This is a genomic window from Cupriavidus sp. USMAA2-4 (assembly GCF_001854305.1).
Taxonomy (GTDB): Bacteria; Pseudomonadota; Gammaproteobacteria; order Burkholderiales; family Burkholderiaceae; genus Cupriavidus; species Cupriavidus malaysiensis.
The window spans coordinates 1,869,807-1,882,780 of record NZ_CP017748.1 but is presented as its reverse complement, the minus strand read 5'-3'; the positions used below and the strand labels follow the sequence as shown (position 1 = coordinate 1,882,780).

Annotated in this window: 13 protein-coding genes; 10 read left to right on the top strand and 3 right to left on the bottom strand. The window is 65.8% G+C overall.

The genetic code is table 11. The features are described from left to right. Nucleotides 1-27: 27 nt before the first annotated feature. Nucleotides 28-432, bottom strand: coding sequence for an acyl-CoA thioesterase (locus BKK79_RS08230; RefSeq protein ID WP_071010996.1), 405 nt, complete (start codon nt 430-432; stop codon nt 28-30). A gap of 135 nt (nt 433-567) precedes the next feature. On the opposite strand from BKK79_RS08230, the gene BKK79_RS08225 reads away from it, so the two are divergent. The 4 genes from BKK79_RS08225 to BKK79_RS08210 all read left to right on the top strand — a co-directional run bounded on the left by BKK79_RS08225 (nt 568) and on the right by BKK79_RS08210 (nt 5,422). After that, nucleotides 568-2,469, top strand: a complete 1,902-nt coding sequence (locus BKK79_RS08225) for an ABCB family ABC transporter ATP-binding protein/permease (protein WP_071037515.1) — start codon at nt 568-570, stop codon at nt 2,467-2,469. Nucleotides 2,470-2,724: 255 nt separating this feature from the next. Next, the gene (locus BKK79_RS08220) at nt 2,725-3,792 is read left to right on the top strand and encodes an ABC transporter substrate-binding protein (RefSeq protein ID WP_071016060.1); all 1,068 of its coding nucleotides are present in this window, start codon (nt 2,725-2,727) and stop codon (nt 3,790-3,792) included. 14 nt (nt 3,793-3,806) lie between these two features. Continuing rightward, the gene (locus BKK79_RS08215; protein WP_156811345.1) at nt 3,807-4,649 is read left to right on the top strand and encodes an ABC transporter ATP-binding protein; all 843 of its coding nucleotides are present in this window, start codon (nt 3,807-3,809) and stop codon (nt 4,647-4,649) included. Continuing rightward, on the top strand, nt 4,649-5,422 hold the full coding sequence (locus BKK79_RS08210; protein ID WP_071011002.1) for an ABC transporter permease: 774 nt from the start codon (nt 4,649-4,651) through the stop codon (nt 5,420-5,422). Before BKK79_RS08215 ends, BKK79_RS08210 begins: the two co-directional genes overlap by 1 nt. Nucleotides 5,423-5,633: 211 nt before the next feature. On the opposite strand, the gene BKK79_RS08205 is transcribed toward BKK79_RS08210, so the two are convergent. Beyond that, nucleotides 5,634-6,092 carry an Lrp/AsnC family transcriptional regulator gene (locus tag BKK79_RS08205; RefSeq protein ID WP_071011003.1) on the bottom strand — a complete coding sequence of 153 codons (459 nt, stop codon included), beginning with the start codon at nt 6,090-6,092 and terminating at the stop codon, nt 5,634-5,636. Between the two features lie 169 nt (nt 6,093-6,261). Between BKK79_RS08205 and BKK79_RS08200 the strand changes: the two genes are divergently transcribed. From BKK79_RS08200 to BKK79_RS08175, 6 genes are all read left to right on the top strand, one after another. Beyond that, on the top strand, nt 6,262-7,209 hold the full coding sequence (locus BKK79_RS08200) for a LysR family transcriptional regulator (protein ID WP_071011005.1): 948 nt from the start codon (nt 6,262-6,264) through the stop codon (nt 7,207-7,209). A 164-nt stretch (nt 7,210-7,373) separates the two neighbouring features. Next, a complete protein-coding gene (locus tag BKK79_RS08195; RefSeq protein ID WP_071011007.1) occupies nt 7,374-8,681 on the top strand; it encodes a Glu/Leu/Phe/Val family dehydrogenase in 1,308 nt (435 codons plus the stop codon). Between the two features lie 258 nt (nt 8,682-8,939). After that, a complete protein-coding gene (locus tag BKK79_RS08190; RefSeq protein ID WP_071011009.1) occupies nt 8,940-9,839 on the top strand; it encodes a glutamate/aspartate ABC transporter substrate-binding protein in 900 nt (299 codons plus the stop codon). 63 nt (nt 9,840-9,902) lie between these two features. Next, nucleotides 9,903-10,631, top strand: coding sequence for an amino acid ABC transporter permease (locus tag BKK79_RS08185; protein ID WP_071011011.1), 729 nt, complete (start codon nt 9,903-9,905; stop codon nt 10,629-10,631). A 9-nt stretch (nt 10,632-10,640) separates the two neighbouring features. After that, nucleotides 10,641-11,324, top strand: a complete 684-nt coding sequence (gene gltK / locus BKK79_RS08180; protein WP_071037514.1) for a glutamate/aspartate ABC transporter permease GltK — start codon at nt 10,641-10,643, stop codon at nt 11,322-11,324. Beyond that, nucleotides 11,321-12,055 carry an amino acid ABC transporter ATP-binding protein gene (locus BKK79_RS08175; protein WP_071011014.1) on the top strand — a complete coding sequence of 245 codons (735 nt, stop codon included), beginning with the start codon at nt 11,321-11,323 and terminating at the stop codon, nt 12,053-12,055. Before gltK ends, BKK79_RS08175 begins: the two co-directional genes overlap by 4 nt. A 75-nt stretch (nt 12,056-12,130) precedes the next feature. On the opposite strand, the gene BKK79_RS08170 is transcribed toward BKK79_RS08175, so the two are convergent. After that, complete coding sequence (locus BKK79_RS08170; protein ID WP_071011015.1) at nt 12,131-12,961, bottom strand: class II glutamine amidotransferase; 831 nt, start codon at nt 12,959-12,961, stop codon at nt 12,131-12,133. Between the last annotated feature and the right edge of the window lie 13 nt (nt 12,962-12,974).

The window sequence follows — 12,974 nt, the reverse complement described above, 5'->3', positions numbered from 1 at the left end:
CTGCCGATGGCCCGGCGGACGGCCGCGTCACGGCATCGGCAGGACCCGGGGCTGGCGCTCTTCATCCGTCGCCACGTAGGTCAGCGTCGCCTCCGTCACCTTGACGATCTCGTTGCTGTGGCGCATGCGCTGCGCGTAGACCTCGACCGAGACCGTGATCGAGGTGCGCCCGGTCTTGACGATGTCGGCATAGAAGCTCACCAGGTCGCCGACGAAGACCGGATGCTTGAACAGGAAGCTGTTGACCGCCACCGTGGCCACGCGGCCCTGGGCGCGCTCCACCGCGGGGATGGAGCCGGCGATGTCGACCTGGGACATGATCCAGCCGCCGAACACGTCGCCGTGGACATTGGCGTCGGCGGGCATCGGGACGACGCGCAGCGCGGGGTTCTTGCCTGCCGGCAGTGCAGGGACGACGTGGGAATGGCTCATGATGCTGGAATCGGGAAGATGGCGGCCTGCGCGCAAGGCCGGTGGGTCCGGCCGGGTGGCCGCGGCGCGCGGGGAGCGTGCCAGCCGGGTGCCGCGAACTCTGCGACAATCGGACATCGGCCTGAATTCTAACGTATGAGACGCTTCCCCACATCGTCCGAGCCGGCACCGGCCGCCTCCCATCCGCTGCTGCCCGGCCAAGGCGCGCGGCGCGGCGACTGGCAGACCGTGCGCAACCTGCTGCCCTACGTCTGGCACTACAAATGGCGCGTGCTGCTGGCGCTGGCCTGCCTGGTGACGGCCAAGGTGGCGAACCTGGGCGTGCCGGTGCTGATGAAGAAGCTGGTCGACAGCATGAACATCGCGCCCGGCGACACGCGCGCGCTGCTGGTGGTGCCGGTCGGCCTGATCGTCGGTTACGGCCTGCTGCGCCTGTCCGGCACGCTGTTCACGGAGCTGCGCGAGATCCTCTTCTCCAAGGTGACGCAGAGCGCGGTGCGCGAGATCGCGTTGCAGGTGTTCCGCCACCTGCACGGCCTCTCGCTGCGTTTCCACCTCGAGCGCCAGACCGGCGGCATGAGCCGCGACATCGAGCGCGGCACGCGTGGCATACAGTCGCTGATCTCGTACTCGCTGTACAGCATCCTGCCCACGCTGGTGGAGATGGCGCTGGTGATGGGTTTCTTCATCGTGCGCTACGACATCTGGTTTGCCGGCATCACCGCCGTGGCGCTGGCGGGCTATATCGTGTTCACGGTGGTGGTGACGGAGTGGCGCACCCATTTCCGGCGCCGCATGAACGAGCTGGACTCGCGCGCCAACCAGAAGGCCATCGATTCGCTGCTCAATTTCGAGACCGTCAAGTACTTCGGCAACGAAGAGTACGAGGCGCGCCGCTATGACGAGAACCTGCGCACCTACCGTACCGCGGCGATCCGTTCGCAGAATTCGCTGTCCTTCCTCAACTTCGGCCAGCAGGCCATCATCGCCGTCGGCCTGATCCTGATCCTGTGGCGCGCCACCGTCGGGGTCGCCGCCGGGCGGCTGACGCTGGGTGACCTGGTGCTGGTCAACACCCTGATGATCCAGCTGTATATCCCGCTGAACTTCCTCGGCGTGATCTACCGCGAGATCAAGCAGGCCACCACCGACATGGACCGCATGTTCGTGCTGCTCGGCACCAACCAGGAAGTCGCCGATGCACCCGGCGCGCCGGCGCTGCGCGTCGCGGGCGCCGAGGTGCGTTTCCGCGACGTCGGCTTCGGCTATGAGCGCGACCGCACCATCCTGGACGGCGTCGACTTCACCATCGCCGCCGGCACCACCACCGCCGTGGTCGGGCACAGCGGCTCGGGCAAGTCGACCCTGGCACGGCTGCTGTTCCGCTTCTACGACGTCGGCGCCGGCGCCATCCTGGTCGACGGCCAGGACATCCGCGCGGTTTCGCAGGACAGCCTGCGCCGGGCCATCGGCATCGTGCCGCAGGACACCGTGCTGTTCAACGACAGCATCTACTACAACATCGCCTACGGCCGCCCCGAGGCGAGCCATGACGAGGTCATCGCGGCCGCGCGCGCCGCGCAGATCGACACCTTCATCCGCGAGCTGCCGCAAGGCTACGACACGCCCGTCGGCGAGCGTGGGCTCAAGCTATCGGGTGGCGAGAAGCAGCGCGTGGCGATCGCGCGCACGCTGCTGAAGAACCCGCCCATCCTGGTCTTCGACGAGGCGACCTCCGCGCTCGATTCGCGTACCGAGCAGGCGATCCAGGCCGAGCTGATGCGCTTGGCGCAGGACCGCACCACGCTGCTGATCGCGCACCGCCTCTCCACCGTGGTGCATGCGGACCAGATCCTGGTCATGGACCATGGCCGCATCGTCGAGCGTGGCACCCATGCCGAACTGATGCGCGCCGGCGGCCGCTATGCGGAAATGTGGGAGATCCAGGCGCGCAGCGCGCGCGAGGGCGAGGCCGACGCGGCCTCAGGCGCGGACGCGCGCGCCATCGAGGTCGGCGACGAGACGCAGGACGCCTGAGCCGGCGCGCCTGCCGCGCGGCCGCGTGGCCGTGCTGACGATGGATTGTCGACAATGTGCTGTCGCAATCCGCTGCGGATAGGCCGCTGCACAGATTTGGTTCGACAGTCGCGCAAGCCCACGCCCCGGGGTAGTGCGCGCGTGCATGGCACGGGGCTTGCTGAGACTCTCTCCATCGAGACTAAGGAATGGAGAAGAGAGATGCAGAAAACCCCTGCTGCCGCCGCACCCATCACCGCTTTCCCGCTGGACGGCATGCCCGCTGCTGGCGCGCGCCGCGCGCGCGGGCGCCGTCGCCTGCTGCAGCTCGCCCTGGGGCTGGGCACTGTCATGGTGCTGTCGACACAATTCGCGGCATCCGCGCAGGCACAGACCAAGGTCCGCTTCCAGCTCGACTGGCGCTTCGAGGGACCGTCGGCACTGTTCCTGCTCGGCGAGCAGAAGGGCTACTACAAGGCGGAGAAGCTCGATGTGTCGATCGACGCCGGCAACGGCTCGGGCAACGTCGTCAACCGCGTGGCTTCCGGCACCTATGACATGGGCTTCGCCGACATGGCCTCGGTGATGGAGTTCTACGGCAACAACCCGGACGCGAAGAACAAGCCGGTAGCCGTGATGATGGTCTACAACAACACGCCGGCCGCGGTGCTGGCGCTGAAGAAGTCCGCCATCCGCGCGCCCAGGGACCTGGCTGGCAAGCGCCTGGGCGCACCGGTCTTCGATGCCGGCCGCCGTGCTTTCCCGATCTTCGCCAAGGCCAACGGGCTGCAGGCGGCGGCCTTCAACTGGCAGGCGATGGACCCGACGCTGCGCGAGACCATGCTGGTGCGCGGCGACCTCGATGCCATCACCGGCTTCACCTTCACCTCGATCCTGAATCTCAATGCGCGCGGCGTGAAGGACGAGGACATCGTGGTGCTGCCATATCCGCAGTACGGCGTGAAGATGTACGGCAACGCCGTGGTGGTGTCCGAGGACTTCCTGAAGAAGAACCCCGAGGCGGTCAGGGGCTTCCTGCGTGCCTTCGCCAAGTCGGCGCGCGACGTGATCGCGCATCCGGAAGAGGGCGTCAAGGCGATCAAGGCGCGCGACGGCATCATCGACGAGAAACTCGAGTTGAAACGCCTGAAGATCGCGCTGGATGGCGTGGTCAAGTCGCCCGACGCGCGTGCCGAGGGCTTCGGCCGCATCAGCAAGCCGCGCCTGTCGCTGATGGCCTCGCAGGTAGCCGACGCCTTCGCCACCAAGGGCCGCATCAATCCGGATGCGGTCTGGACCGACGCCTATCTGCCCGGCGCGGCGGAACTGGATGTGCTGCGATGAGCGCGACGTCCGCCATGCTGCGTGCCGGCGCGCCAGCGGCCACGGCTACCTCCACCGTCGCCACCACGCCGTTCGTCGAATTCAACCGGGTCTGGCTGGCTTATAACGACGAGCTGGCCCACCGGGGCGAGTTCGCCGTCGAGGATGTCTCGCTGCGTGTCGAGCCCGGTGAGTTCATCGCCATTGTCGGCCCGTCCGGCTGCGGCAAGTCGACCTTCATGAAGCTGGCCACCGGCCTGCGGCCGGCCACGCGCGGCGTGGTCAAGGTCGCCGGCGAGAAGGTCACGGGGCCGCTGCAGCAGGTCGGCATGGCCTTCCAGGCGCCCACGCTGCTGCCCTGGCGCACCACGCTGGACAACGTCATGCTGCCGCTGGAGATCGTCGAGCCCTATCGCTCGACCTTGCGCGCGCGCCGCGACGAGTACGTGGCGCGTGCGCGCGAACTGCTGCGCACGGTGGGGCTGGCCGGCTACGAGGACAAGTACCCCTGGCAGCTCTCGGGCGGCATGCAGCAGCGCGCCTCGATCTGCCGGGCCTTGATCCACCAGCCGCGCATGCTGCTGCTGGACGAGCCCTTCGGCGCGCTCGACGCCTTCACGCGCGAGGAACTCTGGTGCGTGCTGCGCGACCTGTGGCAGGCCCAGCGCTTCAACGTGATCCTGGTCACGCACGACCTGCGCGAAGCCGTGTTCCTGGCCGACACCGTCTATGTGATGAGCCAGCGGCCGGGCCGCATCCTGCTGCGCAAGGAGATCGACCTGCCGCGCCCGCGTGACCTCGACCTGACCTACACCGAACCCTTCGCCGAACTCGTGCACGCGCTGCGCGAGAAGATCGGCCACGTACGCCAGCACTGATGATGACGATGACCTCCGCCCAGCAACGCCGCGTGCAGCGCGTGGCCCCGTGGATCCTGCTCGGCGCCGTGCTGCTGCTGTGGCAGGGCGCCTGCCTCGTGTTCGACGTGTCGGACTTCATCCTGCCCAGTCCCGCCAGCATCGCCACGGCGCTGTTCCAGTACTGGGATGTGATCGGCGGCCACGCCTGGCGCACCTTCTGGACCACCATGGCGGGCTTCGCGCTGGCCATCGGCGTGGGCGTGGTGCTGGGCCTGGTGATGGGCTCCTCGCGCCTGGCCTATGCCGCGGGCTACCCGCTGATGACGGCCTTCAACGCGCTGCCCAAGGCCGCCTTCGTGCCCATCCTGGTGGTGTGGTTCGGCCTTGGCGTGGGGCCGGCCATCCTGACCGCCTTCCTGATCTCCTTCTTCCCTATCATGGTCAACATCGCCACCGGGCTGGCCACGCTGGAGCCGGAGCTGGAAGACGTGCTGCGGGTGCTCGGCGCCAAGCGCCGCGACGTGCTGTTCAAGGTCGGCCTGCCGCGTGCGATGCCGTTCTTCTTCGCCTCGCTGAAGGTGGCGATCACGCTGGCCTTCGTCGGGACCACCGTTTCCGAGATGAACGCCGCCAACGAGGGGGTCGGCTATCTGCTGGTCTCGGCCGGCTCGGCGATGAAGATGCCGCTGGCCTTCGCCGGCCTGGTGGTGATCGCGGTGATGGCGATGCTGATGTACGAGCTGTTCGCCGTGCTGGAGAAGCGCATGACGGGGTGGGCGCACCGGGGCTAGTGTGCCGGGGCCAGGCATCGGCCCGCAGCGGGAGGGAAGCGAGCTGGCGGCATGGTGAGCCCTGTCGCGCTTGCGCAAGCCGGCCGGTGTGCAGATGCACCAGTGCACCAAAGGCATTGGTCAAGTACAGTGTCTTGGCTCCCTCTCCCGCAAGCAGGAGAGGGAGCCAGCCGGCGCGCTGCAGATCCCGCCGCGCTCGCCGAAGCCGGCCCTAGGCGTAATCCAGCGGCAGCGCGGTGGTGTACTTGATCTGCTCCATCGCGAAACTGGAGCTGACGTCGGCCAGTTCCGCTCCCTGGATCAGCTTCTTGTAGACACGGTCATAGGCGGCGATGTCCGGCACTACCACCCGCAGCAGGTAGTCGGTGTCACCGGCCATGCGATAGAACTCGGTCACTTCGGCGATGGAGGCGACCAGTGCGTGGAATTGCTTCAGCCACCGGTCGTTGTGCTGGCTGGTGCGTACCGAGACGAACACGGTCACGCCGACATTGAGCCGGGCCGGGTCCAGCAGCGCCACCCGCTTGCGGATCACGCCGCTTTCCTCCAGCTTCTGTACGCGGCGCCAGCAGGGCGTCGCGGTCAGTCCGACGCGCTCGCCGAGTTCCGCCACCGGCACGGTGGCGTCGTCCTGCAGGATTTCCAGTATCTGTCTGTCGTAGCGGTCCATGTCCTGGTTCAACGCGTGGCGCGGGTCGCCGGGGTCGGCGGGCGCATTGGAGGGGTACAGGCGTTTATTCTATGGCTTGGATTTCCCGCGGGGTGGAAAATCATTCCTGATATGAGCGAAGATCGGGCATTTCCTTCCCTCGCTGCCGCCCGGTGGATAATGCTGCCCCATGGAAATCAAATGGCTTGAAGACTTCGTCAGCCTGGCGGAAACGCACAGCTTCTCGCGCTCGGCCGAACTGCGCCATGTGACGCAGCCGGCTTTTTCACGGCGTATCCAGTCGCTCGAGGCCTGGGTGGGCACCGAACTGATCGACCGCTCCAGCTATCCGACCCGCCTGACATCGGCGGGGAAAGTCTTCTATGAACAGGCGCTGGCCATGCTGGCCCAGGTCAGCGAGACGCGCGCGCTGATGCGCGGACAGCGGTCGTCCAATGGCCTGGTGCTCGAATTCGCCGTGCCGCATACGCTGTCGCTGACCTTCTTCCCGGAATGGCTCAAGGCATTGGAGGGCAAGCTCGGCACGCTGCCGTGCCGGCTGCGCGCGCTCAACGTGCATGATGCCGTGCTGATGCTGGTGGAGGGAGGTTGCGACCTGGTCATGGTCTATCACCATGCGCGCCAAGCCATCCAGCTCGATCCGGCCCACTACGACATGCTGGTGCTCGGGGTCGAGCGGCTGTCGCCCTACAGCGCGCCGGACGCGGATGGCAAGCCCCTGTACCGGCTGCCCGGCACGGAGCGCAAGCCCGTGCCCTTCCTCAGCTACACCGCCAATGCCTTCCTCGGGCGCATGGTCGACCTCCTGCTGGCCGACAGCGGCGAGGACTTCAAGCTCGACAAATGCTACGAGACGGACATGGCAGAGGCGCTCAAGGTGATGGCGCTGGCCGGCCACGGCATGGCCTTCCTGCCGGAGAGCGCGGTGCGCGACGAGGTGGCGCAGGGCCGCCTGGTGCGTGCCGAAGCGGCGCGCGCGGCACCGCTTTCCATCGAGATGGAGATCCGCCTGTACCGGGCCCGGCCTGGCGAGGGTGGGGTCGAGCGGCGCGGCGGTCCGGCACGGCGCAAGCGGCAACTGGTCGACCAGGTCTGGGCCAGTCTGAGCGAGGCCTGAAGAGAGCGAGCGGAGCCCCGGGAGGCGCCGGCAGCCTGGCTTGGCGGCGGGAGCGCAGGGTGTCAAGGTTATGCAGGATTTGCATGACGGGATGAGCAATCGGCATTGGATTCCGCCTTCGGCGCTCGCCTAAGCTAGCGGCACCTTGTCACCGGAACCCAACGATGTCATCCGCCGTACCGCTTCACGTTCCTTCCCACGAACATGCCCTGCCTTCCTACCTGAATGCGGCCGAACTCGGCCCCTGGGGCATCTATCTCAAGCAAGTCGACCGCGTCACGCCCTACCTGGGCTCGCTGGCGCGCTGGGTCGAGACCCTGAAGCGTCCCAAGCGCGCGCTGATCGTCGACGTGCCCATCGAGCTGGACAACGGTACCATCGCCCACTTCGAGGGCTACCGCGTGCAGCACAACCTGTCGCGCGGCCCTGGCAAGGGCGGCGTGCGCTTCCACCAGGACGTGACCCTGTCGGAAGTGATGGCCCTGTCGGCCTGGATGTCGGTGAAGAACGCGGCGGTCAACGTGCCCTACGGCGGCGCCAAGGGCGGCATCCGTGTCGACCCGCGCACGCTGTCGCACGGTGAGCTGGAGCGCGTCACCCGCCGCTATACCAGCGAGATCAACATCATCATCGGGCCGACCAAGGACATCCCGGCGCCCGACGTCAACACCAATGCCCAGGTGATGGCGTGGATGATGGACACCTATTCGATGAATTCCGGCAGCACCGCCACCGGCGTGGTGACGGGCAAGCCGATCTCGCTGGGCGGCTCGCTGGGCCGCCACGAGGCGACCGGCCGCGGTGTGTTCGTGGTCGGCAGCGAGGCTGCCCGCAACCTGGGCATGGAGATCAAGGGCGCCCGCGTGGCGGTGCAGGGCTTCGGCAACGTGGGCGCGGTCGCGGCCAAGCTGTTCCATGAAGCCGGTGCCAAGGTGGTGGCGGTGCAGGACCACCGCACCACGCTGTACAACCCGGCCGGCCTGGACGTGCCGGCGATGATGGAGTATGCCTCGCACAGCGGCACCATCGAAGGCTTCCGCGGCGAGACGCTCAGCACCGAGCAGTTCTGGCAGGTCGATTGCGACATCCTGATCCCGGCCGCGCTGGAAGGCCAGATCACCGCCAAGAATGCGCCGCAGATCCAGGCCAAGCTGATCATCGAGGGCGCCAACGGCCCGACCACGCCGGAGGCCGACGACATCCTGCGCGAGCGCAACATCCTGGTGGCCCCCGACGTGATCGCCAACGCCGGCGGCGTGACGGTGTCCTACTTCGAGTGGGTGCAGGACTTCTCCAGCTTCTTCTGGACCGAGGAGGAGATCAACCAGCGCCTGGTACGGATCATGCAAGAGGCCTTCCGGGCAATCTGGCAGGTTGCCCAGGACAACAAGGTGACCCTGCGCACGGCGGCGTTTATCGTCGCCTGCACGCGGATCCTGCAGGCGCGCGAGATGCGTGGCCTCTATCCCTGAGCGGAGAGGCCCCACCCGATCGGTTTGATGCAATGCACCATTCCTGATCGTGATGCACAAAAAAGCGGCTGCCGTCCCCCACGGCAGCCGCTTTTCCTTTATGCCGCCACTTTGATGCGGTGCGCAAGCCTTGACCAGGATCGGGGGCAATTAGGGGAAAAACCCGTTGTCTTGAGTGACGCGCTAAGCAATACTATTTCATCGGCGGGATGTGGCTTTATCTGCCCCGTCCAGTCTCTTCATGGTCAAGGAGAACACATGAATTTTGCCAAGTTGGCTACCGCGATGGTGGCGGTCGGTTTGCTGTGCGGTACGGCTCAGGCCGCTGAGGAACTGACGGGCACGCTCAAGAAGATCAAAGATACCGGCGTGATCACGCTTGGCGTGCGGGATTCTTCGATCCCCTTCAACTACAACCTGGGCGGCGTGCGCCAGGTCGGCTATTCCTACGACATCAACATCAAGATCGTCGAAGCCATCAAGGACAAGCTGAAGCTGCCGAACCTGCAGGTCAAGGAAATCCCGATCACCTCGCAGAACCGCATCCCCCTGCTGCAGAACGGCACCATCGATATCGAGTGCGGCTCGACCACCAATAACCTCGAGCGCCAGAAGCAGGTTTCGTTCACCGACACCATCTTCATCATCGGCACCCGCATCATGGTGAAGAAGGACGGCGGCATCAAGGACTGGGCCGACCTGAAGGGCAAGAACGTCGTCACCACCGCCGGCACCACGTCGGAGCGCCTGCTGCGCAAGATGAACGACGACCAGAAGCTGGGCATGAACATCATCAGCACCAAGGACCATGGCCAGTCGTTCCTGACGCTGGAGTCCGGCCGTGCGGTGGCCTTCATGATGGATGACGCGCTGCTGTATGGCGAGCGCGCCAAGGCCAAGAACCCGTCCGACTGGATCGTGGTCGGCAAGCCGCAGTCGCGCGAGGCCTACGGCTGCATGATCCGCAAGGATGACGCACCGTTCAAGAAGGTCGCCGACGGCGTGATCGCCGGCCTGATGAAGGACGGCAGCATCAACACGATGTACACCAAATGGTTCATGCAGCCGGTACCACCGAAGGGCCTGAACCTGGACTTCCCGCTGTCCGACGACATGAAGGCACTCTTCAAGAACCCGAACGACAAGGCACTTGACTGATCGGGGCTGAACGGGAGTGCGAAACGGAAGGCGAGTCCTTCCGTTTCTTTTTGAGGACGCATCATGAACTACACATGGCATTGGGGAGTTTTCCTCGAGCAGGCCGCGCAGAACGAGACCTACCTGGACTGGATGATTTCCGGGCTGAAGGTCACGATCGCGCTGGGCCTGTCCTCGTGGATCATCGCTCTGGTCATCGGCTCCGTGCTCGGCGTGCTGCGCACGGTGCCGAACAAGCTGCTGGCCGGCATCGCGGCGACCTACGTCGAGATCTTCCGCAATATTCCGCTGCTGGTGCAGCTCTTCATCTGGTACTTCGTCGCGCCCGAACTGCTGCCCGGCGGTGAGACCTTCAAGCAGATGAATCCGTTCGCCCAGCAGTTCCTGGCGGCCATGCTCTGCCTGGGTACCTTTACTGCGGCGCGTGTCTGCGAACAGGTCCGCTCGGGCATCAATTCGCTGCCGCGCGGGCAGAAGAATGCCGGCCTGGCGATGGGCTTCACGCTGGCGCAGACCTACCGCTACGTGCTGCTGCCGATGTCCTTCCGCATGATCGTGCCGCCGCTGACCTCGGAATTCCTGAACATCTTCAAGAATTCCGCCGTGGCGTCGACCATCGGCCTGCTCGAGCTGGCCGCGCAGGGCCGCCAGCTGGTGGACTACACCGCGCGCCCGTATGAATCCTTCATCGCGGTGACGGTGATGTACGCGCTGATCAACCTGACCGTGATGCTGTTCATGCGCTGGGTCGAGGCCCGCACCCGCGTGCCCGGCTTCATCAGCAGCAAATAAGGAGAAGCCATGGCCTATCAATTCGACTTCTCCTCGATCAACCCCGAGTCGCTGTCCGTGCTCGGCGAGGGCATGATGCTGTCGCTGAAGATCACCGTCACCGCGGTGGTGGTCGGCATCGTCTGGGGCACGCTGCTGGCGATGATGCGGCTGTCGTCGGTCAAGCCGCTGAGCTGGTTCGCAAAGAGCTACGTGACCCTGTTCCGCTCAGTGCCGCTGGTGATGGTGCTGCTGTGGTTCTTCCTGATCATCCCGCAGGTGCTGCAGAAGGTGTTCAGCCTGTCGGCGGCCTCGGACCTGCGCATGACCTCGGCGCTGGTGGCGTTCTCGCTGTTCGAGGCGGCCTACTATTCCGAGATCATCCGCGCCGGCATCCAGAGCGTGTCGCGCGGCCAGATGTTCGCCGCGCAGGCGCTGGGCATGTCGTACGGGCAGACCATGCGGCTGGTGATCCTGCCCCAGGCCTTCCGCAATATGGTGCCGCTGCTGCTGACCCAGGGCATCATCCTGTTCCAGGACACCTCGCTGGTCTACGTCAGCGCGCTGGCCGACTTCTTCGGGCAGGCCTACGGCATCGGCGAACGTGACGGACGCATCGTCGAGATGCTGCTGTTCGCCGGCCTGGTCTATTTCGTGATCTGTTTCTCTGCCTCGCTGCTGGTCCGGCGCTATCAGAAAAAGGTGGTCGTATGATTGAAATCAACAACGTTTCCAAGTGGTATGGCGCCTTCCAGGTGCTGACCGACTGCACCACCAAGGTAGCCAAGGGCGAGGTGGTGGTGGTGTGCGGGCCGTCGGGCTCGGGCAAGTCCACGCTGATCAAGACCGTCAACGCGCTGGAACCCTTCCAGAAGGGCGACATCCTGGTCGACGGCACCTCGGTGGGCGATCCCAAGACCAACCTGCCCAAGCTGCGCTCGCGCGTCGGCATGGTGTTCCAGAACTTCGAGCTGTTCCCGCACCTGTCGATCACCGATAACCTGACCATCGCGCAGATGAAGGTGCTGGGCCGCTCCAAGGAAGAGGCTACCGCCAAGGGCCTGAAGTACCTGGAGCGGGTCGGCCTGAAGAGCCAGGCGGCCAAGTTCCCGGGCCAGCTCTCGGGCGGCCAGCAGCAGCGCGTGGCGATCGCGCGCGCGCTGTCGATGGATCCGATCTGCATGCTGTTCGACGAGCCCACCTCGGCGCTCGACCCGGAAATGGTCAACGAGGTGCTGGACGTGATGGTGCAGCTGGCGCAGGAAGGCATGACCATGATGTGCGTGACCCACGAGATGGGCTTCGCACGCAAGGTGGCCAACCGCGTGATCTTCATGGACGCCGGCAAGATCGTCGAGGACTGCGCCAAAGAGGAGTTCTTCGGCAATATCGAGGCGCGTTCCGAGCGCGCACGCCAGTTCCTGTCGAAGATCCTGCAGCACTGAAGCGCGGCGGCAGGTCGCGCCGGAATGGAAAAGGGACGCCTCGGCGTCCCTTTTTGCTGCCCGTACTTCAGCGCTTCAGGTGCAGGCGGTATTGGCCGCGTTCTTGGCCTGCACCTCGGGCGGGATCGGCACCGACAGCGTCATGGTCGGCAGGCCGTTCTCGAACATGATCAGCTCGCCCGGTTCGAAGGCGGTCCAGGTCTCGTTGTCCGTCAGCGGCGCGGTGGCGATCACCGCCACGCGGTCCTCCGGCGTGGTGACCTGGGCGAAGTCGATCGACAGGTCGGCGTCGATCAGGTGGGCGGTGGAGAAGGGCCACTGCCGCACCAGACGGTACAGCCGCGTGGAACAGTGGGCGAACAGGGCCTGGCCGTTGCTCAGCAGGTAATTGAAGACGCCGTGCAGGGTGATGTCGCGCGTGATGTCGGCGAGCGCGTGGCACAACTCGTTCAACGGCGGCTGCGAGCCGGGGAAACGCTTGCGCAGGCCCTGCATCAGGGCGCAGAAGGCGAGTTCGCTGTCGGTGTCGCCCACCGGCTGGTAGACCCCGGACAGGAAAGGGTGGTAGCCCTTCAGGTCGCCGTTGTGGGCGAAGATCCAGTGCCGGCCCCACAGCTCGCGCATGAAGGGGTGGCAGTTTTCCAGCAGCACGGTGCCCTGGGTCGCCTTGCGGATATGCGAGATGACGTTCTTCGACTTGATCGGGTAGCGCTTGATCAGGTCGGCCACCGGCGAGGTGCCGGCCGACTGGTTGTCGATGAACAGGCGGCAGGCCTTGTCTTCGAAGAAGGCCACGCCGAAGCCGTCGGCATGGTGGTCGGTGACGCCGCCGCGGGCGGCGAAACCGGTAAAGGAGAACGTCACGTCGGTCGGCGTGGCGCAGTTCATGCCTAGCAGCTGGCACATGGCGGAGCACCGG

Excerpts from the sequence above, each read along its gene's own strand:
- BKK79_RS08230 (WP_071010996.1), bottom strand. The coding sequence starts at position 432 with ATGAGCCATTCCCACGTCGTCCCTGCACTGCCGGCAGGCAAGAACCCC.
- BKK79_RS08225 (WP_071037515.1), top strand. The coding sequence starts at position 568 with ATGAGACGCTTCCCCACATCGTCCGAGCCGGCACCGGCCGCCTCCCAT.
- BKK79_RS08220 (WP_071016060.1), top strand. The coding sequence starts at position 2,725 with ATGCCCGCTGCTGGCGCGCGCCGCGCGCGCGGGCGCCGTCGCCTGCTG.
- BKK79_RS08215 (WP_156811345.1), top strand. The coding sequence starts at position 3,807 with ATGCTGCGTGCCGGCGCGCCAGCGGCCACGGCTACCTCCACCGTCGCC.
- BKK79_RS08210 (WP_071011002.1), top strand. The coding sequence starts at position 4,649 with ATGATGACGATGACCTCCGCCCAGCAACGCCGCGTGCAGCGCGTGGCC.
- BKK79_RS08205 (WP_071011003.1), bottom strand. The coding sequence starts at position 6,092 with ATGGACCGCTACGACAGACAGATACTGGAAATCCTGCAGGACGACGCC.
- BKK79_RS08200 (WP_071011005.1), top strand. The coding sequence starts at position 6,262 with ATGGAAATCAAATGGCTTGAAGACTTCGTCAGCCTGGCGGAAACGCAC.
- BKK79_RS08195 (WP_071011007.1), top strand. The coding sequence starts at position 7,374 with ATGTCATCCGCCGTACCGCTTCACGTTCCTTCCCACGAACATGCCCTG.
- BKK79_RS08190 (WP_071011009.1), top strand. The coding sequence starts at position 8,940 with ATGAATTTTGCCAAGTTGGCTACCGCGATGGTGGCGGTCGGTTTGCTG.
- BKK79_RS08185 (WP_071011011.1), top strand. The coding sequence starts at position 9,903 with ATGAACTACACATGGCATTGGGGAGTTTTCCTCGAGCAGGCCGCGCAG.
- gltK (WP_071037514.1), top strand. The coding sequence starts at position 10,641 with ATGGCCTATCAATTCGACTTCTCCTCGATCAACCCCGAGTCGCTGTCC.
- BKK79_RS08175 (WP_071011014.1), top strand. The coding sequence starts at position 11,321 with ATGATTGAAATCAACAACGTTTCCAAGTGGTATGGCGCCTTCCAGGTG.
- BKK79_RS08170 (WP_071011015.1), bottom strand. The coding sequence starts at position 12,961 with ATGTGCCAGCTGCTAGGCATGAACTGCGCCACGCCGACCGACGTGACG.